Origin of the sequence: Pseudonocardia sp. Ae150A_Ps1 (assembly GCF_001932315.1) — a bacterium.
GTDB lineage: Bacteria > Actinomycetota > Actinomycetes > Mycobacteriales > Pseudonocardiaceae > Pseudonocardia.
On record NZ_MCIJ01000001.1, the window covers coordinates 1145642 to 1167291 of the forward strand.

Below are 21650 nucleotides of genomic sequence, written 5' to 3' on the forward strand. Positions count from 1 at the left end.
TGACGCGCGGTGCCGCGTGCGTGCACGATGGCGGCCATGCCCGAGCGCCGCTCGCTCCCGGTCCGGGTCCGCGCGCTGCTGCGCGAGGCCCGGTCGCTCCCCACGATCCTGCTGCTGGCACTGATCGCGGTCGTCGGCGTCCCCCTGGTGATCATGGTGACGCCGGAGAAGCACGTCGAGGTGTTCGGGCAGGACGTCGGCGTCGGGGCCCGCGTCCCCCCGCTGTCGTTGTCCGGCCCCGCGCAGATCGTCCAGCTCGGCAACGCCGAGTTCGACCTGACCCGCGTCGAGGTCTACGGCCCGATCCGCCCGCGGCTGTCGATCGGCCCGCTGAAGCGCCCGGCCGACAACGGACCGGTGCTCGGGCCGCAGACGGTCGACGGCGCCGGGGACGCCGTCCGCACCCTGACCGAGGGCTTCACCACCTGGTACCTGTGGGGCGCGGCCGGGATGGTGCTGGTCGCGCTACTGGGCAGCGCGCTGACGGCCTGGGCACGCCTGGTGCTCGCGTTGCGCAAGGCCCGGGGCGCCGACCGGCAGCCGGTGCACTGGGACGACCACGCCGGCCCGATCGGCCGGATGACGACGATCGCGGTCGCCGCGTCGGTGCTGCTCTGGGGCGGTGCCGGGGTCGCCGCCCTGCACGGCACGACGACCGGGCTCGGCTCGATCACCTCGGTCACCGACCTGGTCGGGGCGACACAGGTCAGCCCCTCCCCCGCCGGGCCGCCGGTCACCGGGGTGACCGGCGCCGTCATCGGGGACTCGCGGGCCGCCCGGGTCGGCGGCGACGTCCGGCAGCGGCCCGACGGGACCGTCGACCCCGACGACGACGCGTGCGCCCGCAGCATCGACTCCACCGCCGCCCAGCTGTCGCTGCTGCGCGGCGAGGACGTCCTCAACCTGGCCTGTGCCGGGGCCAGCGTGGCGGCCGGGCTGCGCGGGCCGCAGGCGCGCGCGGGCGTCACCGTGCCGCCGCAGGTCGGACGGCTCAAGCAGGTCCAGGGGCTGCAGTGGGTGGTCGTCGAGATCGGCCCGAACGACCTGGCCTGGTCGCACTTCCTCCTGTACTGCTACGGCCTCCCCACCTGCGACGACCGCCTCTCCGACGGCGAGTTCGAGTCCCGGCTGGCGACGTTCGCGCGTGACGTCGGGGCCCTGTTCACCGACCTCGACTCGCTGCCCGGACAACCGCGGGTCGTCGTCACGCTGTCCTACGACCCGTTCCCGGGCCGGTTCGACGCCTCGTGCCCGGACATGCGCGGCCCGGCCGGGGCACCCGGCCTCGACCAGGCCAAGATCGACCTGCTGGCCGAGCGGAACCGGCGGCTCAACGACGTCCTCGCCGACGGTGCGGCCCGTTTCGGGTTCACCACGGCGGCTCCGAACCTGACCCCGCTGTGCGCGCCGTCGAGCGACGGGATGGGTCCCGACGTGCAGGGCCTCGACCGGCCCGATCCCTTCCACCCGACGGCGGTCGGGTCGCTGCGGCTGGCGGCCTCGGCCGCCGGGGCGCTCGCGGTGTCCCGCGAGACGCAGCCGGGTGACGGCGACTGACCCGCGCAACCAGCATTCACTGTCTGTCAGATGTAGCGGGTATCTGACAGATCGTGGATCCGTCGTGTACCAGACTTGCGATATGTCAGGTCACGGCGGGGACACCGATTCCTCGGAAGTGGTCGTCAATCGTGACGGCCGGGTACTGATTCCCGCCCAGGTCCGTCGCGACCTGGGCCTCGCTGCAGGGTCGACGCTGTTGCTGTCGGTCGAGGACGGCCGGGTGGTGATGGAGTCCCGAGCCCAGCTGGTCGCGCGGATGCGGAGGGAGATCGACGAGTCCTGGCAGGGCGGATCGCAGACCTCGGCCGCCGACGAGCTGATCGCCGAGCGCCGCGCCGAGGCCGCGGCCGAGGACGCCTCCTCGTGACCGGGCACGACCCCACCGGATCCGGCCACGGATCCCCGCCCCGCCGCGCGGTCCTCGATACGCCAGCCGTGCTGGCCTGGCTGCGCGCCGAGCCCGGCAGCGACGTCGTCGAGACCTACCTCGCGGCGGCGAAGCTGTGGCCTGCCGCCCGCCCGACCGGCTTGTCGCTCGGCGACCGATGCTGCCTGGCGCCGGCCGCACGCCTCGGCGGACCCGCGGTCACCGCCGACTCCGCGTGGACCGGGCTGGACCTCGGGGTGAGCGTCGTGTCCATCCGCTAGGAGGACACTCCCGCGTCGTCGGCGGCCCGCAGCACCCGCAGCGCGTTGCGCCCCGCCAGCTTGTCCAGGTCCTCCCGGGACCAGCCGCGGTCGGCGAGCGCGTCGAACAGGCGCGGGTAGGCGGCGACGTCGGCCAGGCCGTCGGGCAGGCCGGCGGTGCCGTCGAAGTCGCCACCGATGCCGACGTGGTCGATCCCCGCGGCCTCGCGCAGGTGCTCGACGTGCGCGACGACGTCGTCCAGGGTCGCCCGCGGCGCCGGCGGCCCGTCCCAGGCCGCGGCGAACCGCGCCCGCGCGTCGAGGTCACGGTGGTCGAGACCGGCGGCGGTCATCGCGTCGAGGAGGCGCTCGTCCCACGCGGTGACGGCGGCCGACACGAACCGCGGGACGAACGTCGCCATGCAGACGCCGCCGTTGCCGCGCAGCGACTCCAGGACGTCGGCGGGCACGTTGCGCGGGTGGTCGGTGACCGCGCGGGCGCCGGAGTGGGTGAACAGCACCGGCCGGTCGGTGACGGCCAGCGCGTCGCGCATCGTCGTGTCGGCGACGTGCGACAGGTCGACGATCATGCCGATCCGGTTCATCTCGGCGACGACCTCGCGGCCGAACGCCGTCAGCCCGCCGTGCACCGGGGTGTCGGTCGCGGAGTCGGCCCAGTCGTTGTTCAGGTTGTGGGTGAGCGTCAGGTAGCGGACCCCGAGCGTGCGGAGCATCCGCAGCACCGCGAGCGAGTTCGCGATGCAGTGCCCGCCCTCGGCACCCATGAGCGACGCGAGCCTGCCGCCGGCGACGACCTGCTCCACCTCGTCGGCGGACCCCGCGAACGCGAGTGCGTCGCCGTGCCGCGCGACCAGCCGGTACACCTGGTCGACCTGCTGCAGGACGGCGGTGACGGCGTCGGCGGCGGCGAACTCGCCGGGCACGTAGACCGACCAGAACTGGGCACCCACCCGGCCGGCACGCAGCCGGGGCAGGTCGGTGTGCAGCCGCGGGTCACCGGCGGCGAGATCGGGTCCGGGCCCGTCCAGCGTCCGCAGCGCCCACGGCAGGTCGTTGTGCCCGTCGAGCAGCAGGAGATCGTCCACGGCCGCAGTATGCGCCGGGCCCCGGGGCGCTGCGTCGCGCCCCGGGGCCCGGGTTCCGTGTCGTCGCGGGGATCAGAAGCGGATGACGCCCCGGATGTTCGCGCCGGCGTGCATGTCCTCGTAGGCGTTCGCGACCTGGTCGAGCGAGTAGGTCTTGGTGACCAGCTCGTCGAGCTTCAGCCCGCCGGAGCGGTAGAGGTCCAGCTGCCGCAGGATGTCCCAGTTCGGGTTGGACATGCCGAACATCGCGCCCTGGATCCGCTTCTGGAACAGGGTGACGTCGGCCAGCGAGACCGGCAGCTGCTCGGTGGAGTTGATGCCCCCGAGCGCGGTGACGACGACGGTGCCCGCCTTGCGGATCGACGCCATCGCCTGTCCGACGTGCTCCGGCTTCACCACGCCGACGGTGATGATCGTCTGGTCGGCGCCCTGCCCGTTGGTGAACTGCTGGGCGAGCTCGGTGGCCTCCTCCATGGACTCGACCGCGTGCGTCGCGCCGAGCTGCTGGGCCTTCTCCCGCTTCAGCGCCACCGGGTCGACGGCGATGATGTTGGAGGCGCCGGCGTGCGAGGCGCCCTGCACGGCGTTGATGCCGATGCCACCGATGCCCATGACGATCGTGGTGTTGCCCGGCTGGACACCGCCGGCGTTGACCGCCGAGCCCCAGCCGGTGCCGACGCCGCAGCCGACCAGGCAGGCGAGCTCGAGCGGGATGTCGTCGGGGATCTTCACGCAGGAGTCCTCCGAGACCACCGTGGTCTCGCAGAACGTCGAGATGCCGCACATCTGGCCGACGGGGGTGCCGTCGTCGGCCAGCTTGATCCGGGTGGAGTCCTCGCCCCAGCGCGTGCCGGCCAGCAGGCCCGCACCGAGGTCGCACAGGTTCTGCATGCCGCTGGCGCACCAGCGACAGTGCCCACAGGACGGGAGGAAGGAGAAGACGACGTGGTCGCCCTCCTTGAGGCCCTTCTTGTTCGCGCCGGCACGGGTGACGATGCCGGAGCCCTCGTGGCCGCCGGCGAACGGGTAGACCCCGACCGGGATGTCACCGGTCGCGATGTGGTCGTCGGAGTGGCATAGGCCCGACGCCACCATCTTCACCTCGATCTCGCCCGCGCGGGGGTCGTCGAGCTCCAGATCCACGACCTCGAACTTGCCCGGCACGCTCCGGACCACGGCTCCGCGGGTGTGTCCCACTGCTCCTCCTGGACGTCGTCGTCGATTCTGGGGATGCGCACGCGACGATATGACCCGGCTCACCCGAGCGGAAGTGCCACACGCCGATTGCCGCCGACCGGAGATCTGTAGACGATCAGCGGGGCATCCGCCGCCACACGGCGCGCGGCAGCAGGCGCAGCCCGAGGAAGAGCAGCCGGAGTGTGCCGGGGACCCAGACGTCGGCGTTGCCGCGGCCACGTCGGACGGCCCGCACGGTCGCGTCGGCGACCTGCTCCGGTGTGGACGACAGCGGGGCCGGGCTCATGCCCTCGGTCATCCGGCCGACCACGAAGCCCGGCCGGATCAGCACGAGACGGACCCCCGAGCCGTGGAGCGCGTCGGCGAGGCCGGACGCGAACCCGTCGAGTCCGGCCTTGGCGCTGCCGTAGACGTAGTTGGCGCGGCGCACCCGCACCCCCGCGACCGACGAGTAGACGACGAGCGTCCCGCTCCCCTGCGCACGCAGCACCCGGGCGAGCTCGGTGAGCAGGTGCACCTGGGCGAGGTAGTCGGTGTGCACGATCGCGGCGGCGTGCGCGGCGTCGGTCTCCGCGCGGTTCCTGGTCGCCGAGGATCCCGAACGCGACGACGGCGACGTCGATCCGGCCGTGCCGGGCGAGGACGTCGTCGAGCAGCGGGCGGTGCCCGGCGAGGTCGTCGGCGTCGAACGCGACGGTGTCGACCTCCGCGCCCGCCGCCCGCACCCGGGCACGTTCCGCGTCGAGCTCCGCGGGACGGCGCGCGGCCAGCACGACCGTCCCCGCGTCGTCCCCGGCGAGCCGCTCGGCGACCGCCACCCCGATCTCGCTCCGCCCGCCCAGCACCAGCACCGTTCCGCTCACCCGCGCAGCCTCCCACCCGCCGGGCGGGGCAGGATCTGCCCCCATGGGAACGGGACCGGTCCACGACTCGGTGCTCGACGGGATCGGCGCGACCCCGCTGGTGCGGCTCAACCGGGTCGTACCGGAGGGCGGCGCGCCGGTGTGGGTGAAGACCGAGTGGGCGAACCCCGGCGGCTCGGTGAAGGACCGCGCGGCGCTGGCGATGGTGCTCGACGCCGAGGCGACCGGCGCGCTGCCGCCGGGCGGCACGATCGTCGAGGGCACCTCCGGCAACACCGGCATCGGCCTGGCGATGGTGGCGGCCGCCCGCGGGCACCGGGCGGTGCTCGTCGTCCCGGACCGCACGACGACGGAGAAGATCGCGCTGCTGCGGGCCTACGGCGCCGAGGTCGTGACGACCCCCGGGCTGGTGCCGCGCGAGGACCCGCGGCACGTCCAGCAGCTGGCGGCCCGGATCGCGCGGGAGACGCCCGGCGGCTGGCTCGCCGACCAGTACGGCAACCCGGCCAACCCGGACGTCCACGAGCGCACCACCGGGCCGGAGATCTGGGCGCAGACGGGCGGCCGGATCACCCACCTCGTCGCCGGGGCCGGGACCGGCGGGACCGTCACCGGCGCCGGCCGGTACCTGGCCGGGCACGGCGTCGAGATCGTCGCGGCCGACCCCTGGACCTCCCGCTACGGCGGCGGCGACGGCAGCCCCTACTACGTCGAGGCCGTAGGGCACTACCTGCACCCGCTGACCGGGACCGACAGCTGGCCCGCCGTCTACGACACCGCCGTCCCGCACCGGACCGAGCGGATCGGCGACGGCGAGTCGCTGCGCACCGTGCGCCGCCTGGCCCGCGAGGAGGGACTGCTGGTCGGCGGCTCCGCCGGGCTGGCCGTCGCGGCGGCGCTGCGGGTCTCCGGGACGGCCGGCCCGGACGGCCTGGTCGTCGCCGTGCTGCCGGACTCGGGCCGGATCTACCTGTCGAAGTACTTCGACGACACCTGGCTGACCACCCTCGGCTTCCTCGACGCCGAGACCGGGCCACGGGTCCGCGACGTGATCGGCCCGTACGAGCCCGGCCTGCGCGTGGCCCCGGCGACCGCGACCGTCGCCGAGCTGCGCGAGGTGCTGGACGCCGGCCCCGTTCCCGACGCCGTCCCCGTCGTGCACCCGCGCGAGACCGACGGGACGACGTGGGCGGCCCCGGACATCATCGGCTGTGTGCGGACCGGTGACCTGGCCGGGCTCGCCGCCGACGACCACGTCGGCACGCACGCCGGGCCGCCGCCCGCGACCGTCGGGCACGGGGAGACCGTCGACGCGGCCGCCGCCCGGCTCGACGCCGCCGGCGTCCGGTCGCGTGACCCGCTGCTCGTCCTGGTGGACGGGCGGGCCGTCACCCAAGTCCGCCGCTCCGCGCTCGGCTGACCGGAGGCACCCGGTGCCCCCGTGTGCGTCCGCTCACAGACGGGGCCCCGGGATGGGCGGGTGCGGTCCCGCCGTTGTCCCCTGGCACGGGGGACGTGCACTCCGGCGTCCCGGGAGGAAGGACGCCCGCGTGGACCTGCTGCTGCACCACGGACCGACCCTGTTCGGCCAGTTCGTGTCCTGGGCCGAGATGATCGGCCAGATCGGCGCGCTCGCCGTGGTGTTCCTCGCCCGGCGCCGCAGCCTCGCGACCTGGCCGGTGCAGATGGCGGCGTGCGCGCTGCTGTTCGCCGTCTACGCGTCCGCGCACCTGGGCGGGCTGGCGTTCCGCCAGGTGATCGTGTTCGCGATCTCGGTGTTCGGGCTGGTCGCGTGGATGCGCCAGCGCGACCCCGTCTACGGGCTCGCCGTGCGGCACGGGACGTGGCGGCAGCGGCTCGGGCTGGCCGGGCTGCTGGTCGGCGGCACCGTCGCGATGGCGCTGGTCCTCGACGCGCTGGGCGCCTCCTGGGCCCCCTGGCCGGACGCGGCGATCTTCGTCGGGACGGCGGTCGCGTTCCTCGCCCAGGGGCTGCGGCTGATCGAGTTCTGGGCGATCTGGCTGCTGGTGGACGCGATCGGGGTGCCGCTGCAGATGGCGTCCGGTCTCTGGTTCTCGGCGGCCGTCTACGTCGTGTTCGCCGGGCTGGTGGTGCACGGCTGGTGGAGCTGGGCGCGGTCCCGGCGCACCGTGGACACCGCCGGGCGGGAGCCGTCCCGGGCGGGCTGAGCGGTCCCCCGCATACTGCGGGGGTGAGCACCCCCGTCCGCCGCGCCGCCGTCCTCGGCTCCCCGATCGCGCACTCGCTGTCCCCCGCACTGCACAACGCGGCCTACGCCGCGCTCGGCCTGGACCGCTGGCACTACGACCGGTTCGAGATCGACGAGGCGGGGCTGGCCGGGTTCGTCGGGGGGCTCGGCCCGGAGTGGGCGGGCCTGTCGCTGACGATGCCGCTCAAGCGGGTGCTGCTCGACGTGGCCGACCGGGTCGCGCCGGGCGCGGCGGCGATCGGCGCGGGGAACACCCTCGTGTTCGGGCCGCAGGGCGCCGTCGCGCACAACACCGACGTCACCGGCATCGCGGAGTCGCTGCGCGCGGCCGGGGCGGGCACCGGGCGGGCGGTCGTCCTCGGGGCGGGCGGGACGGCGCAGGCCGCCGTCGCCGCGCTGCACGACCTGGAGGTCGACCACGTCGACGTCCTGGTCCGCGACGCCGGGCGGGCCGGCGCGCTGCGCGAGACCGCCGACCGGCTCGACGTCGAGCCGGAGGTGCACGCCGTCCTCACCGACGCGGCCGCCGCCGCCCGGCTGCTCGACGGCGCCGACGTCGTCGTCTCGACGCTGCCCGCCGGGGCGGCGGACGCGCTGGCGGGGGCCCGCTGGCGGCCGGGCACCGTCCTGCTGGACTCGGTCTACGCGCCCTGGCCGACGGTCGTCGCGGGTGGTGCCGCCGCGGCCGGGGCGACGATCGTCTCCGGCCTGGAGATGCTGCTGCGGCAGGCGATCGCGCAGGTCGAGCTCATGACCGGGCGTCCGGGTCCGGAGGCGGCGATGCGCGGTGCCCTCGACGCCGCGGTGCTCGCCCGGGGCTGATCCCGGACCATGGGAGGCGTGGCGGAGAAGACCTGTGCCGTCTGCGGGCGCCGGATCGAGTGGCGCCGGAAGTGGGCGCGCGACTGGGACCAGGTGCGGTACTGCTCGGCGGGCTGCCGGCGCCGCGGGGTGACCCGGGTCGACCGCGACCTGGAGGACGCGATCACCCGCCTGCTCGACGGCCGGCGGGCCGGGGCGACGATCTGCCCGTCCGATGCGGCCCGCGACGTCGCCCCCGACGGCTGGCGGGACCTCATGGAACCGGCCCGGATGGCCGCCCGCCGGCTGGTCGACGCCGGCACCGTCGAGATCGTCCAGAAGGGTGCGGTCGTCGACCCGTCGACGGCGCGCGGCGCGATCCGGATCCGCCGGGCGCGGTGACCTCGGGCAGGCTGGGACGCATGCCCCGCGACACCTACACCCACGGCCACCCCGAGGTCGTCGTCCGCTCGCACGCGACACGCACCGCGGAGAACTCCTGCGGCTACCTGCTGCCGCACCTCGCACCCGGCACCGACCTGCTCGACGTCGGCTGCGGGCCGGGCAGCATCACCGCCGACCTCGCCGCGCGGGTCGCGCCCGGCCGGGTCCGCGGGATCGAGGTCGTCGCGGACACGCTCGACCAGGCCAGGGCCGGTGCCGCCGAGCGTGGTGTGACCGTCGAGTTCGCCGTCGACGACGGCTACGCCCTCTCCGATCCCGACGACACCTGGGACGTCGTGCACGCCCACCAGGTGCTGCAGCACGTCTCGGACCCGGTCGCGGTGCTGCGCGAGATGCGCCGGGTCGCCCGCCCCGGCGGCCTCGTCGCCGCCCGCGACGCCGACTACGCCGGGTTCCAGTGGTGGCCGCACGACCCGCGGCTGGACCGCTGGCTGGAGCTGTACCGGGCGGTGGCCCACGGCAACGACGCCGAGCCCGACGCCGGACGCCGGCTGCTCGGCTGGGCGCACGCCGCCGGGTTCGCCGAGGTGACGCCGTCGGCCTCGGTCTGGTGCTACGCGACACCGGACGAGCGCGCCGCCTGGGGCGGCATGTGGGCGGACCGGATCCACACGGGCGTGGGGCGGATGGCCGTCGCGCGGGGGCTCGCCGAGGAGCCCGAGCTGGACAGCATCTCGCAGGCCTGGCGCGAGTGGGCGGCACATCCCGACGGCTGGTTCCTGATCCCGCACGGCGAGGTGCTCTGCCGGATCTGACCGGTTCGCCCGTCCCGCGGCCCTCGATCTGGTATCACCGTCGGCGAGGGGTGGGGGTGGGCATGGACGGCGCGTTCACGGCCGGGACGGTGTTCGGCGACTTCGAGATCCGCGGACGGCTCGGTGCGGGTGGGATGGGCGAGGTCTTCCGGGCCTTCGACCACCGGCACGGCGGCGAGGTCGCGCTGAAGGTGCTGTCCGCGCACCTCGCGGGCGACCGCGTCACCGTCGAGCGGTTCCGGCGGGAGGCCCGTGCGGCGTTCGAGCTGCGCGACCCGCACGTCGTCCCGGTACACGGCTACGGGGAGAGCGACGGGCGGCTGTACCTGTCGATGCGGCTGATCGACGGCGAGGACCTGGCGCGGCTGCTGGCGCGGCGGGCGCCGCTGCCCGCCGCCCGTGCCGCCGGGATCGTCCGCCAGGCCGCGCACGCACTCGACGCCGCGCACGCCGCCGGGCTGGTGCACCGCGACGTCAAGCCGGCGAACCTGCTGGTCGTCGAGGCCCGCGACGACTTCACCTACCTCGTCGACTTCGGGATCGCCCGGGTCGTCGGGCCCGAGCCGACGGCGCCGACCGCGCTCACCGCCACCGGCGCGACCGTCGGCACGCTCGGCTACCTCGCACCGGAACGGCTCCGCTCGTCCGACGCGGCGGTCGACGGCCGGGCCGACGTCTACTCGCTGACCTGCGTGCTGTTCGAGATGCTCACCGGGCGGCAGCCGTTCCCCGGCACCGACCCGGCCGCCGTCCTGTCCGCGCACCTGGTCACGCCGCCGCCGCGGGTCACCGCGCTGCGCCCCGACCTCGCCCCCGGCTGGGACGAGGTGGTGGCCCGCGGGATGGCGAAGGACCCCGGCGACCGCCCCGCCACCGCCGGGGCACTCGCCGCGCAGGTGCAGGCGCTGGTGGAGGCCGCACCCGTGGCTCCCCCGCCGACCCGGCCGGAGGTCCCACCGACCCTGCGCGACGACGACCGGGACCCCTGGATCGTCCCCGGCGAGCCGGACGGTCCCCCCGGCCGGGACACCCCGCCGCGCCACGGCCGCCGGGTGCTCGCGACCGTCATCGGTGCGGCCACGCTGGTGGCCGCCGTGCTGGTCGCCGCGGTGTGGGTGGTCGTGCCCCGCGGCGGCGCCGAGCCGCCGGTCGTCGTCCCGTCGTTCGAGACGCCTGAGCCCGCCGCCGACCCGGGTCCGCTGCAGCCCGCGGGTACGACGTCGGCACCCGTGGTCCCGGCCGGTGACGGCGACCTCGGCCTGGACCGCCCGGTGAGCCGGCTCGGCTGCTCCGGGCAGGACGTGGTCGTCGTCGGGGCGGCGGTCGATCCGGCACGCTACGTCGAGGACGTCACGATGCACCTGGACCGGCACCGGGGGTCGGACTACCTGCTGTCGCTGCGGAGCTGCTCGTCGTTCCGGCCGCGGACCCCGGACGGGAACCTCATCTACGCCGTCTACCTCGGGCCGTTCCCGAGCCGCGACCGTGCCTGCACGGCGCTGCGTGCGGCGGGCGGTGACTCCTACATCCAGCCGCTCGGGGCGGCACCGCGCACCCCCGGCGACGACGTGTGCTGACCCGCCCGGCCGCTACCGGCGGGCGTGCAGGGTGACGGCGTAGTCGCCGCCGTCCCACGGGGCGCGGTCCCAGGTCGACCACCGCTCGACCGGCTCCAGTCCGGCGGCGGCGCACCAGCCGTCGACGTCGCCGATCGTCGGCCAGTCCGGCCGCAGCGTGTACCCGGCCAGCAGCAACCCGCCCGGGCGCAGGTGGCGGGCGCACCCGTCCAGCAACCCGGGCCGGTCGGTCGCGTACGGGATCACGTTGCCCGCCAGCACGACCAGCCCGAACTCCTCGGCCAGGTCGAGCGACTCCAGACCGGACACCAGCCACCGGAGACCCGGGGCCTTGGCCCGGGCCGCGGCGATCATGTCCGGGTCCGGATCGACCCCGACGACGTCGATCCCCCGCAGGTCCAGCTCGATCCCGACCCGCCCGGTACCGCAGCCGCCGTCGAGCACCGGGCCGCGGTCCAGCAGCGCCTGCACGAGGTCGGCCTCGCCGTGCGGGTTCTCCCCCGCCTCGGCCATCGCCGCCCACCGGGCGTCGTAGGAGCCGAGATCGACCCGGTCCTTCCAGGCCGTCCAGTCGTCAGGGAGGTCGCGCTGCATGCCCCCAGCCTAGGCCGCGGACACGGCGGCGAGCTTGTCCCGCAGCCAGCCGCCCAGCCGCTGCCCGCGGTAGTCCGGGTGCACCAGCACGACGGGCTCCGCGGCCGGGTCGAGCTCGTCGGCGTCCATCCGGGAGGCGAGCGCGACGAGCGTGCCGTCCGCGGACCGCACCACCAGGCACCGCCCCGTCGACGGCAGCAGCACGGCACGGAGGTCGGCCGCCGTCCAGTCGTCGTCGGCGCCGTCCGCACCGGACAGGCAGGCACGCAGCAACGCGTCGAGCTCGGTCACCTCGTCGCCGGTCGCCGCGCTCGCGACGACCTGCCCGCCGCCGGGCAGCAGCACCTCGTGCACGGCACCGGTCGGGCGGGCGGCCGTGACCCGCAGGAACGCCTCGGCGCGGGCGCGTTCGGTCACGGTGAAGGGCGCCCACTCCCGGCGGGCGACGACGTGCCCGCCGAACGGCGAGGGCAGGCCGAGCGCGTGGGTCTCCGCGGGGTCCGGCCCGGTGGGCTCGACGGCGATCTCGTTCGCGTGCAGCAGCTCCAGGAGCCCGTGCAGCACGTCGTCGGGGGTCCGCACCCGGCCGGCCAGGTCGAGCGCCCGGGTCGGGGCGTCGACGAGCTCGTGCGGGTCCGCGGCGACGACCTGGACGGCGTCCGGGGCCGCGGAGCGCAGCCGCCTGCGGATCACCCGGGTCAGCCGGGCGGCGCTCACGACGCCACCGACCATCATCTCGTCGACCACCGAGCGGGAGTCGCCGCCGTGGACCGAGAGCGACAGGATGTTGCCCCCGACCTCCGCGACGGCGGCGGTGAGCCGGGCCAGTGCCCCGGACTCGTCGGGCAGCCGGACGCGGACCTTGTGCAGCGACGGCAGCCCGGTCCCGTCCCCGTCCCGGGGACTCCCGGCCGCCGCCTCGGCGGGGATCTACGGCACCACGCGCAGGACCGGACGGTCACCGGGCGTGCGGCACTCGATCAGCGCCTGCCCGGGGCCGACGGCGTCCAGCCCGATCGCGCCGAGGGCCGCCCACATCGTGACCTGGTTGGCCGTCAGCACGGGCTTGCCGAGCTCGCGTTCCAGGACGGCGATCACGTCGTAGGTCGGCAGGTTGGTGCAGGAGACGAAGACGGCCTCGGCGTCCGGGTGGTCGGCGGCGCGGACCGCCCGGACCACCTCGTCGGGCGTCACGGCCCAGATCCGGCCGAGGAGTCCGAGGCCGTGCCGGGCGACACTGGTGACGCCGTGCGCGGCGAGGAAGCCCTCGAGCTTCGCGGTGAGGTCGTCGACGTAGGGGGTCGCGAGCGCGAGCCGGTCCACCCCGAGCGCGGCGCAGGCGTCGACCAGCGACCCGGCGGTCGTGACGGCCTGCGGGGCACCGGCATCGAGGAGGACCCGGCGCAGCGCCCGCTCGCCGTCGGCGCCGTCGACGAAGCTGCCCGACGTGCAGGAGTACGCGACGACACCCGGCTCGGGCAGCAGCACGTTCTGCACGGCCTGCCGCACGATCTCCGGCGCGGAGATGATCCGGGCCTGGCCGGCGTCGGCCGGGACGGTCAGGTACGGGGTCCGGGTGACGTGCAGCGACGTCGGCTCCGGGACCCAGCGCCACATCTCGCGGTCCTGCGCGAAGTCGTAGGGCACCACGACGCCGACGCCCGATCCGACGACGGTCTCCGGGAACAACTGATCACCCATGCCTGCCTCCACACCCACACGATCACCGCCCGCCGTTTCCAGAGGAGGTCACGGCGGTTTCAGAAGGGTTAGGACGCCCGCCGGAGGCCGTGGGGTGCGTGCCCATTCTCGATCGTCCCGGGGCGAAGGATGCCATCCCGGGCCGACGCGTCGCACCGGGGGTCGCGCCGGCCGGTCGGTGCGTTGCGCCGAACGCAGCACCGGGGGCAGGGGACTCAGCCGCAGACCGCGCCGTCGGCGGCCGACGACACCAGCTTGGCGTACTTGCCCAGCACACCGCGCCGGTTGGTGGGTTCCGGCCGGACCCACGCCGCCCGCCGGCGCTCCAGCTCGGCGTCGTCGATCCCGATGTCGATCGTGCGGCCCTTCATGTCCAGGGTGATCGTGTCGCCGTCGTGGACCAGGGCGATCGGCCCGCCGTCGGCGGCCTCCGGGGCCACGTGCCCGACGCACAGGCCGGTCGTCGCGCCGGAGAACCGGCCGTCGGTCACCAGCAGCACGTCCTTGCCGAGACCGGCGCCCTTGATCCGGCCGGTGACGGCGAGCATCTCCCGCATCCCCGGGCCGCCCCGCGGGCCCTCGTAGCGGATCAGCATGATCGTGCCGGGCTCGATCTCGCCGGCGTCGACGGCGTCGAGGGCGCCCTGCTCGCCGTCGAACACCCGGGCGGTGCCGGTGAAGGTCGCCGCGTCGAAGCCGGCGGACTTGACCACGGCGCCCTCCGGCGCGAGCGAGCCGCGCAGGATGGTGAGCCCGCCGGTGGGATGGATCGGGTTCGCCAGGTCGTGGATGACGGAGCCGTCGAGCCCGGGGGGCGCCAGGTCGTCGAGGTTCTCCGCGACGGTCCGCCCGGTGACGGTGAGCGCGTCGCCGTGGATCAGTCCGGCGTCGAGCAGCGCCTTCATCACGACGGGGACGCCGCCGACCTGGTCGACGGCGTACATGAGGTGCTTGCCGAACGGCTTCACGTCCGCGAGGTGCGGCACCCGGTCACCGACCCGGTTGAAGTCGTCGAGGGTCAGATCGACGCCGGCCTCGCGGGCGATCGCGAGCAGGTGCAGCACCGCGTTGGTGGACCCGCCGAACGCCATGACGACGGCGATCGCGTTCTCGAAGGCGTGCTGGGTCAGGATCGACCGGGCCGTGAGTCCGCGGTCGATCATGCCCACCGACGCCTCGCCGGACGCACGGGCGACGCCGTCCCGGCGCCGGTCGACGGCAGGCGGGCTCGCCGAGCCGGGCAGTGCCATCCCGAGCGCCTCGGCCGCGGCCGCCATGGTGTTGGCCGTGTAGAAGCCGCCGCAGGCACCCTCCCCCGGGCACATCGACCGCTCCAGGGCGTCGACCTCGTCGGGGGTGATCAGGCCGCGGGCGCACGCGCCGATGGCCTCGAACGCGTCGCCGATGTTGACCTCCCGGTCGCCCACCCGGCCCGGCATGATCGATCCGGCGTAGACGAACACCCCGGCGAGGTCGAGCCGGGCCGCGGCCATCAGCATCCCGGGCAGCGACTTGTCGCAGCCGGCCAGCAGGACGGTGCCGTCGAGCCGTTCCGCCTCCACGACCGTCTCCACGGAGTCGGCGATGATCTCCCGGCTGACCAGGGAGTAGTGCATGCCGCGGTGGCCCATGGAGATGGCGTCGGACACCGAGATCGTGCCGAACTCCAGCGGGTAGCCGCCCGCGGCGTGGACGCCCTCCTTGGCCGCCATCGCCAGCCGTTGCAGCGACAGGTTGCACGGGGTGATCTCGTTCCAGGACGACGCGATCCCGATCTGGGGTTTGGCGAAGTCGTCGTCGCGCATGCCGACGGCCCGCAGCATCGAGCGGGCGGCGGTGGCCCCCAGCCCGTCGGTGACCTGGTGGCTGCGCGGCTTGCGTGTGGCGGTGGGTCCCGTGGTGGTCATCACGCGCTCCTCGTCTGCGTCGTCCGGCGTCGCCCGATCCTCTCGCAGAACGACGGCACGGGCCGGGCACTCACCGAGATCGGTACCCCGATCGGCCGTAACTGTTGCGCCCCGTTACCGTTGATCTTCATGGCAGGCCTGCCGTTCACCCGTGAGAGGACACCGTCGCACCCATGGCGCACACGAACGTTCCCCGCAGTACGCGTCGCACCCGCCGCCGGCGGGCCATCGCCGTCACGGCCGCCGGGCTGGTGATCGGACTGGGTGCCGCGGGTACCGCGCTCGCCGTCCCGGAGTCGGGGGGCGTCGCCGGCACGCCCTGCTCCGCGGCCGCGCGGGCGTGCGTGGACCTCGCGAGCGACCAGGCCTGGATCCTCGACGACGGCGCCGTCAGCTACGGCCCGGTCCGCGTCAACCACGGCGGGCAGGGCACCGAGACCCCCACCGGCGACTTCGAGGTCTACGACAAGGACCAGGACCACCACTCCGCGGAGTTCGACGGCGCCCCGATGCCGTGGTCGGTGTTCTTCGCCCCCGGTGGCGTCGCCTTCCACGAGGGCGACCGGAACTCGACGTCGGCCGGCTGCGTGAAGCTCAAGGGCAAAGACGCGACGGTGTTCTTCGGCAAGCTCGACCAGGGTGACCGGGTCGAGGTGCGCTGACCCGCACCCCACCCCGCACACGCCGAGGGCCCCGCGCGATCGTCCGCGCGGGGCCCTCGTGTCGTACGGGTCGTCGTCAGCCGGCGGCCGCACCGTCCCGGTCACGACGGACGTTGGCCTTGCGGCCCTTCAGCGTGGTCGCGCCACGCAGCGAGCGCAGCACGTCGTCGGCGGCGTGCTCCGGGACCTCGACCAGCGCGTGCCGCTCGTGGATCTGGATGGCACCGATGTCGCGGCCGGACAGCCGGGACTCGTTCGCCAGCGCGCCCACGATGTCCTGCGGGCGGATTCCCGATGCCCGGCCGGCGGAGACGAACAGCCGGGTGGTGCCCGCCTTCGGCGGACGGGCGCCCTGGCCGCGCCCGGCGCCCGGACGGCCGTCGCGGTCGCGGCGCGGGCCACGGTCGGCCGGACCGCGGTCGCGGCCGCCGCGCGAGCGGACCTCGGGGATCTCGATCTCGTCGTCCGGGACCGAGGTGCCGGCCCGGGCGATGCGGATCGCGGCGGCGGCGATCGAGGCGAGGTCGTTGTCGCGGGCCAGGTCGAGCACCAGCTCGTCGACGCCGTCGGACGGCTGTGCGTCGCCGTCGGTGCCGATCTGCTCGCGCAGGGCCAGCGCGGTGCGGGCCAGCCGCACGGTGCGCAGGTCCGCGGGCGACGGCACCGGCGCGCTGGGCACCGAGCCGCCGATCAGCCGCTCGATGTTGCGCAGGTGCCGCACCGACCCCGGGGTGACCAGGGTGATCGCGACGCCCTCGCGCCCGGCGCGGCCGACCCGGCCGATCCGGTGCACGTAGGACTCCGGCGACGACGGGACGTCGTGGTTGACCACGTGGGTCAGCGAGTCGATGTCGAGACCGCGGGCCGCGACGTCGGTCGCGACCAGCAGCTCGGTCCGCCCGGCACGCAGTCGCTCGACGACGCGGGTCCGGTGCTCCTGGTCCATGCCGCCGTGCAGCGCCTCCGCGCGCAGGCCGCGCGCGGTGAGGGTCTCGGTGACGGCGTCGACGTCGGCGCGGGTGCGGCAGAACACGATCGCCGCGGTCGGCTGCTCCATCTCGAGCACCCGGCCCAGCGCGACGGTCACATGGCTGCGCGGCACGTGGTACGCGGTCTGGCGGACCTTCGGGGCCTCACCCTCCGGCGTCGCCTCCCGCTTGATGCGGATGTCGGCCGGGTCGCTCAGGTGCGTGCGCGCCAGGCTCTGGATGCGGCCCGGCATGGTCGCCGAGAACAGCACGGTCTGCCGGCCCTCGGGGGTCGAGCCGAGGATGGTCTCGATGTCCTCGACGAAGCCCATGTCGAGCATCTCGTCGGCCTCGTCCAGGACGGCGACCTCGATCGCGTCCAGCGACAGCGCACCGCGGTTGATCAGGTCGATGGCGCGGCCGGGGGTGGCGACGACGACGTCGACGCCGCGGCGCAGCTGGCCCAGCTGCGGGCCGATCGGCGCACCACCGAACACGCAGGCGACGCGCGCGCCGAGCTCGGCGCCGTACTTGGTGACGGCCTCGCCGACCTGCATGGCCAGCTCACGGGTCGGGGCGAGCACGATGCCGAAGGGCTTCGGGCCGCGGTCGCGGGAGACGCGGCCGTCGGCGAGTCGCTGCAGCATCGGCAGCGCGAACGCGGCGGTCTTGCCGGTGCCGGTGGCGGCCTGCCCGAGCAGGTCGCGGCCGGCGATGAGCGGGCCGATCGCGGCGGCCTGGATCGGGCTCGGGGTCTCGTAGCCCAGCCCGTCCAGTGCGGCCAGCAGCGTCGGGGCGAGGCCCAGGTCCGCGAAGGTCGGGCCGGCGGGGGTCTCAGGGGGGTCGGGCGTCTCGGGGGTCGGGTCCGCCTCGATGTCGGCGGAGTCCAGGTCGGGGTGCTGATCCAGCAGGGTGTTCACTCGGTCCTCAAGGCTCGCGCAGGGGGGATTGCGCTGGTGTCGTCGGGCGACTCTCGCCCGCTCCCAGCCCGCCAGGCCCGCGTGCGGCAACTCGTTCGTGGTGCCGGTGAACCCAGACCTCCGGGGCTCGCGGCCGCGCGTCGTCGCCGGCCGCCGGACGACCATTCTTCCACGCCCCGGCCGGATGCGTCCGCCGGGTCCCGCGTGATCGAGGCCACCGATGCCCCTGGTCACGCGCGTTGGCCGGGCGGGGAGGTGATCGCGGACCCTGATCGGGTGACCGCTTTCCTGACCGACGCCGCGACCGGGCGTCCGGCGAACCTGCGTGACCTCGGAGGGACCCGCACCGACGACGGGTACCGGGTCCGCCACGGAGTCCTCTACCGGTCGGACGCCCCGCAGCCCGGTGACCCCCGCACGGCCCGGCACGTCGACCTCCCCGCGGGATCGTCGTGGCCGCCGGCGACGGTGATCGATCTCCGCTCGGCCGCCGAGACGGTGGCCCCGCACCCGCTGGGCGACGTCGCGGACGTCCGTCCGGTCCCGCTCGGTGCGTCGCTCGCCCCGGAGCGGGTCGCCGACGCGTCCGCCGGTCAGGACGGGCTCGCCTGGGCCTACCGGCTGCTCGCCGCCGAGGCGGGCGGCGAGCTGGCCCGGATCGTGCGGATCGTCGCCGACGCCCCCGCCCCCGTCCTGGTGCACTGTGCCGCCGGGAAGGACCGGACGGGCCTGGTCGTCGGCGTGCTGCTCGCCGTGCTCGGCGTGCCGCGCGCGACGATCGTCGAGGACTACCTGCGCACGAACGAGAACCTGCGCACCCTGTGGGCGCGGCTGCGGCAGTGGGGCCAGCCGGAGCCGGGGCACGACGCGCTGCTCGGCGTCGACGCGGCCGCACTGGAGGCGGTGCTGGACGACATGGACGCCCACACCGACGGCGTCCTGGGCCGGCTGCGGGAGGCCGGGGTGACCGACGGCGACCTGCGCCGCCTGGCCGAACGCCTGCTGGAGCCGGACCTGCCGGTCTGACCACGTTCGGCGGCGGCCGTCCCGGAGGTCCGGGGCGGCCGCCGCCGTGCGTCGCTCAGCCCTTGCCGAACCCGGCGCGGCGCATCGCCTCGGCCATCGCGTCGTTGGCGGGACCGGACCGGCCGCCACCCCCGCCGCCCTGACCACCGCTCTGACCACCGCGGCCGCCACCCTGACCGCCGCGGCCACCACCGCCCTTGCCGCCCTTGCCACCGCGGTCGTTCTGCGGGCGCCCGCCACCGCGCGGGCCACCGCCACGACCACCACGGTCGCCGCGCTCGCCGCCGCTCTCGTCGCCGCCCCGCCGGCCGCGGTCGCCGCCGCCGCGCGATCCACCGGCGCCCGGCTCGTCGTCGAGACGCAGGGTCAGCGAGATCCGCTTGCGGGCCTCGTCGACGTCGAGGACCTTCACCTTCACGACGTCACCGGACTTGGCGACCTCGCGCGGGTCGGACACGAAGTCCTTGCTCATCGCGGAGACGTGGACCAGGCCGTCCTGGTGCACCCCGACGTCGACGAACGCGCCGAACGCGGCCACGTTCGTCACCACGCCCTCGAGCAGCATCCCCGGCCGCAGGTCGGAGATCTTGTGGACGCCCTCGGCGAACGTCGCCGTCCGGAACGCAGGACGCGGGTCGCGGCCCGGCTTCTCCAGCTCGGTGAGGATGTCGATGACCGTCGGGAGCCCGACGCCGGCGTCGACGTACTCCTTGGGCTTGATCTGGTGCAGTCGTGCCGCGTTGCCCATGAGCGCGGCGACGTCGATCTTCGTGCGCTCCACCATCCGGCGGACGACCGGGTAGGACTCCGGGTGCACGCCGGTCACGTCGAGCGGCTCGTCGCCACCGCGGATCCGCAGGAAGCCGGCGCACTGCTCGAACGCCTTCGGGCCGAGCCGCGGCACGTCGGTGAGCGAGGTGCGGGACCGGAAGGGGCCGTGGGCGTCGCGGTGCGCGACGATCGCGCCCGCGAGCGACTCGGAGATGCCCGACACCCGGCGCAGCAGCGGCGCGGACGCCGAGTTCAGGTCCACCCCGACCGCGTTCACACAGTCCTCGACGACGGAGTCCAGCGACCGCGACAACGACGACTCGGGCAGGTCGTGCTGGTACTGCCCGACCCCGATCGACTTCGGGTCGATCTTGACGAGCTCGGCGAGCGGGTCCTGCAGGCGGCGGGCGATGGACACCGCGCCGCGCAGCGTCACGTCGAGCTCGGGCAGCTCCGTGGTCGCGTAGGCCGACGCCGAGTACACCGACGCGCCCGCCTCCGACACCATCACCTTGGTCAGCTTCAGGCCGGGGTTCTGCGCGATCAGCTCGCCGGCGAGCGCGTCGGTCTCCCGGGACGCGGTGCCGTTGCCGATCGCGACCAGCTCGACCGCGTGCTTCGCGCAGAGCGCGGAGAGGGTCTTCAGCGCGCCGGCCTTGTCGTTGCGTGGCTCGTGCGGGTGGATCACGGCGGTGTCGACGACCTTGCCGGTGGCGTCGACGACGGCCACCTTCACCCCGGTGCGCAGGCCCGGGTCGAGGCCGATGGTGCTCCGGGTACCGGCCGGCGCGGCGAGCAGCAGGTCGCGCAGGTTGGCGGCGAACACGCCGATCGCGCCGTCCTCGGCGGCGCTGCGCAGCCGGACCCGGATGTCGATGCCGAGCGCCGTCTGCAGCCGGGTGCGCCAGGCCCAGCGGACGACGCCGAGCAGCCAGCCGTCCGCGGGGCGGCCGCGGTCGGCGACGCCGTACTCGGCGGCGATCGCGCACTCGTAGGGGGTCGGCTCCTCGTCGGACGCACCCGGGTCGAGGGTGACGTCGAGCGCCTCCTCGGTCTCGCCGCGGAACACGGCGAGGATCCGGTGCGAGGGCAGCGTCGTGAACTTCTCGGAGAACTCGAAGTAGTCCGAGAACTTGGCCGCGGCCTGGTCGTTCTCCTTGCCCTCGCGGACCTTCGTGACCAGCCGGCCGTTCTCCCACATGCGCTCGCGCAGCCCGCCGACGAGGTCGGCGTTCTCCCCGATCCGCTCGACGAGGATCGAGCGGGCGCCCTCGAGCGCGGCACCGGCGTCGGCGACCTCGTCGGTGACGAAGGCCGCCGCCTCGGTGTGCGGGTCCAGGGAGGGGTCGGTGATCAGCGCGTCGGCGAGCGGCTCCAGGCCCTGCTCGCGGGCGATCATCGCCTTGGTGCGGCGCTTCGGCTTGTAGGGAAGGTAGATGTCCTCGAGCCGGGCCTTCGACTCCGCCGCCCAGATCGTGGCCTCCAGGGCCTCGTCGAGCTTGCCCTGCGAGCGGATGGAGTCGAGCACCGTCGCCCGGCGCTCCTCCAGCTCGCGGAGGTAGCGGAGCCGCTCCTCCAGCGTGCGCAGCTGGGCGTCGTCGAGGCCGCCGGTGGCCTCCTTGCGGTACCGGGCGACGAACGGGACCGTCGAGCCCTCGTCCAGCAGGGCCACCGCGGACCCGACCTGGTCCGGCCGGGCGCCGAGCTCGTCGGCGATGCGCTGGTTGATGGAGCGGTGCGGCCGGGTGTCCGGGGGTGCCGTGCCTGTCACCTCCCCATCGTCGCGAACGGTGTCCCGGCCGCGACCGCCGGGTGGGTACCGGCGGCCACGGCGCACCCGGTTGCTCCGGACGGGTGGAGTCATACGCGGCCGGATCCGGCCCCTGGCTGGCGTCGCCGCTCCGCACCCCGGACGAGAGG

At 75.0% G+C, this 21650-nt stretch carries 19 protein-coding genes and 1 pseudogene; 11 read left to right on the plus strand and 9 right to left on the minus strand.

Features of this window, described 5'->3' with window-relative positions; genetic code table 11:
• Window positions 1–36 precede the first annotated feature (36 nt).
• The 3 genes from Ae150APs1_RS04990 to Ae150APs1_RS05000 all read left to right on the plus strand — a co-directional run bounded on the left by Ae150APs1_RS04990 (window position 37) and on the right by Ae150APs1_RS05000 (window position 2208).
• The gene (locus Ae150APs1_RS04990; RefSeq protein WP_075296103.1) at window positions 37–1557 is read left to right on the plus strand and encodes a GDSL-type esterase/lipase family protein; all 1521 of its coding nucleotides are present in this window, start codon (window positions 37–39) and stop codon (window positions 1555–1557) included.
• An 82-nt stretch (window positions 1558–1639) separates the two neighbouring features.
• Complete coding sequence (locus Ae150APs1_RS34185) at window positions 1640–1927, plus strand: AbrB/MazE/SpoVT family DNA-binding domain-containing protein (protein WP_075301692.1); 288 nt, start codon at window positions 1640–1642, stop codon at window positions 1925–1927.
• Entirely contained in the window at window positions 1924–2208 is a 285-nt protein-coding gene (locus Ae150APs1_RS05000; RefSeq protein WP_075296105.1) for a hypothetical protein, read from the plus strand. Before Ae150APs1_RS34185 ends, Ae150APs1_RS05000 begins: the two co-directional genes overlap by 4 nt.
• Here the strand turns inward: Ae150APs1_RS05000 and Ae150APs1_RS05005 are convergent.
• The 3 genes and pseudogenes from Ae150APs1_RS05005 to Ae150APs1_RS05015 form a co-directional block, all read right to left on the minus strand.
• The gene (locus Ae150APs1_RS05005; protein WP_075296107.1) at window positions 2205–3293 is read right to left on the minus strand and encodes a dipeptidase; all 1089 of its coding nucleotides are present in this window, start codon (window positions 3291–3293) and stop codon (window positions 2205–2207) included. The genes Ae150APs1_RS05000 and Ae150APs1_RS05005 overlap by 4 nt on opposite strands.
• Before the next feature lie 72 nt (window positions 3294–3365).
• Complete coding sequence (locus Ae150APs1_RS05010) at window positions 3366–4490, minus strand: NDMA-dependent alcohol dehydrogenase (protein ID WP_075296109.1); 1125 nt, start codon at window positions 4488–4490, stop codon at window positions 3366–3368.
• A 115-nt stretch (window positions 4491–4605) separates the two neighbouring features.
• A pseudogene (locus Ae150APs1_RS05015) lies at window positions 4606–5353 on the minus strand (SDR family NAD(P)-dependent oxidoreductase).
• Between the two features lie 43 nt (window positions 5354–5396).
• Between Ae150APs1_RS05015 and Ae150APs1_RS05020 the strand changes: the two are divergent.
• From Ae150APs1_RS05020 to Ae150APs1_RS05045, 6 genes are all read left to right on the plus strand, one after another.
• The gene (locus tag Ae150APs1_RS05020; RefSeq protein WP_075296111.1) at window positions 5397–6773 is read left to right on the plus strand and encodes a cysteine synthase family protein; all 1377 of its coding nucleotides are present in this window, start codon (window positions 5397–5399) and stop codon (window positions 6771–6773) included.
• A 130-nt stretch (window positions 6774–6903) separates the two neighbouring features.
• A complete protein-coding gene (locus Ae150APs1_RS05025) occupies window positions 6904–7542 on the plus strand; it encodes a nicotinamide mononucleotide transporter family protein (RefSeq protein WP_010238418.1) in 639 nt (212 codons plus the stop codon).
• Window positions 7543–7565: 23 nt separating this feature from the next.
• A complete protein-coding gene (locus Ae150APs1_RS05030) occupies window positions 7566–8405 on the plus strand; it encodes a shikimate dehydrogenase (RefSeq protein WP_075296113.1) in 840 nt (279 codons plus the stop codon).
• A 9-nt stretch (window positions 8406–8414) separates the two neighbouring features.
• Window positions 8415–8786: a DUF2256 and DUF3253 domain-containing protein gene (locus Ae150APs1_RS05035; protein WP_075296115.1), complete on the plus strand. Its 372-nt coding sequence runs from the start codon at window positions 8415–8417 to the stop codon at window positions 8784–8786.
• Between the two features lie 20 nt (window positions 8787–8806).
• Window positions 8807–9604, plus strand: coding sequence for a methyltransferase domain-containing protein (locus Ae150APs1_RS05040; RefSeq protein WP_075301693.1), 798 nt, complete (start codon window positions 8807–8809; stop codon window positions 9602–9604).
• A 62-nt stretch (window positions 9605–9666) separates the two neighbouring features.
• Window positions 9667–11181 (plus strand): serine/threonine-protein kinase, encoded by a 1515-nt coding sequence (locus tag Ae150APs1_RS05045; RefSeq protein WP_075296117.1) that lies wholly within the window; start codon window positions 9667–9669, stop codon window positions 11179–11181.
• A gap of 12 nt (window positions 11182–11193) precedes the next feature.
• Here the strand turns inward: Ae150APs1_RS05045 and Ae150APs1_RS05050 are convergent, their stop codons facing one another.
• The 4 genes from Ae150APs1_RS05050 to ilvD form a co-directional block, all read right to left on the minus strand.
• A complete protein-coding gene (locus tag Ae150APs1_RS05050; protein WP_075296119.1) occupies window positions 11194–11775 on the minus strand; it encodes a class I SAM-dependent methyltransferase in 582 nt (193 codons plus the stop codon).
• A 9-nt stretch (window positions 11776–11784) separates the two neighbouring features.
• Window positions 11785–12522 (minus strand): hypothetical protein, encoded by a 738-nt coding sequence (locus Ae150APs1_RS05055; protein WP_075296121.1) that lies wholly within the window; start codon window positions 12520–12522, stop codon window positions 11785–11787.
• A 183-nt stretch (window positions 12523–12705) separates the two neighbouring features.
• Window positions 12706–13476 carry an Asp/Glu racemase gene (locus Ae150APs1_RS05060; RefSeq protein ID WP_075296123.1) on the minus strand — a complete coding sequence of 257 codons (771 nt, stop codon included), beginning with the start codon at window positions 13474–13476 and terminating at the stop codon, window positions 12706–12708.
• 215 nt (window positions 13477–13691) lie between these two features.
• Complete coding sequence (gene ilvD / locus Ae150APs1_RS05065; protein WP_060721966.1) at window positions 13692–15383, minus strand: dihydroxy-acid dehydratase; 1692 nt, start codon at window positions 15381–15383, stop codon at window positions 13692–13694.
• Between the two features lie 173 nt (window positions 15384–15556).
• Between ilvD and Ae150APs1_RS05070 the strand changes: the two genes are divergently transcribed.
• Window positions 15557–16045 carry a L,D-transpeptidase gene (locus Ae150APs1_RS05070; RefSeq protein ID WP_075296125.1) on the plus strand — a complete coding sequence of 163 codons (489 nt, stop codon included), beginning with the start codon at window positions 15557–15559 and terminating at the stop codon, window positions 16043–16045.
• Window positions 16046–16121: 76 nt separating this feature from the next.
• Here the strand turns inward: Ae150APs1_RS05070 and Ae150APs1_RS05075 are convergent, their stop codons facing one another.
• Window positions 16122–17933, minus strand: a complete 1812-nt coding sequence (locus Ae150APs1_RS05075) for a DEAD/DEAH box helicase (RefSeq protein ID WP_249266214.1) — start codon at window positions 17931–17933, stop codon at window positions 16122–16124.
• Window positions 17934–18209: 276 nt separating this feature from the next.
• Between Ae150APs1_RS05075 and Ae150APs1_RS05080 the strand changes: the two genes are divergently transcribed.
• Window positions 18210–18959, plus strand: a complete 750-nt coding sequence (locus Ae150APs1_RS05080; RefSeq protein WP_170918042.1) for a tyrosine-protein phosphatase — start codon at window positions 18210–18212, stop codon at window positions 18957–18959.
• A 55-nt stretch (window positions 18960–19014) separates the two neighbouring features.
• Here Ae150APs1_RS05080 and Ae150APs1_RS05085 read toward each other — a convergent pair whose 3' ends face one another.
• Window positions 19015–21501: a Tex family protein gene (locus Ae150APs1_RS05085; protein ID WP_075296126.1), complete on the minus strand. Its 2487-nt coding sequence runs from the start codon at window positions 21499–21501 to the stop codon at window positions 19015–19017.
• Between the last annotated feature and the right edge of the window lie 149 nt (window positions 21502–21650).

Excerpts from the sequence above, each read along its gene's own strand:
- Ae150APs1_RS05060 (WP_075296123.1), bottom strand. The coding sequence starts at position 13,476 with ATGGGTGATCAGTTGTTCCCGGAGACCGTCGTCGGATCGGGCGTCGGC.
- ilvD (WP_060721966.1), bottom strand. The coding sequence starts at position 15,383 with ATGACCACCACGGGACCCACCGCCACACGCAAGCCGCGCAGCCACCAG.
- Ae150APs1_RS34185 (WP_075301692.1), top strand. The coding sequence starts at position 1,640 with ATGTCAGGTCACGGCGGGGACACCGATTCCTCGGAAGTGGTCGTCAAT.
- Ae150APs1_RS05070 (WP_075296125.1), top strand. The coding sequence starts at position 15,557 with ATGGCGCACACGAACGTTCCCCGCAGTACGCGTCGCACCCGCCGCCGG.
- Ae150APs1_RS05045 (WP_075296117.1), top strand. The coding sequence starts at position 9,667 with ATGGACGGCGCGTTCACGGCCGGGACGGTGTTCGGCGACTTCGAGATC.
- Ae150APs1_RS04990 (WP_075296103.1), top strand. The coding sequence starts at position 37 with ATGCCCGAGCGCCGCTCGCTCCCGGTCCGGGTCCGCGCGCTGCTGCGC.
- Ae150APs1_RS05035 (WP_075296115.1), top strand. The coding sequence starts at position 8,415 with ATGGGAGGCGTGGCGGAGAAGACCTGTGCCGTCTGCGGGCGCCGGATC.
- Ae150APs1_RS05050 (WP_075296119.1), bottom strand. The coding sequence starts at position 11,775 with ATGCAGCGCGACCTCCCTGACGACTGGACGGCCTGGAAGGACCGGGTC.
- Ae150APs1_RS05040 (WP_075301693.1), top strand. The coding sequence starts at position 8,807 with ATGCCCCGCGACACCTACACCCACGGCCACCCCGAGGTCGTCGTCCGC.
- Ae150APs1_RS05020 (WP_075296111.1), top strand. The coding sequence starts at position 5,397 with ATGGGAACGGGACCGGTCCACGACTCGGTGCTCGACGGGATCGGCGCG.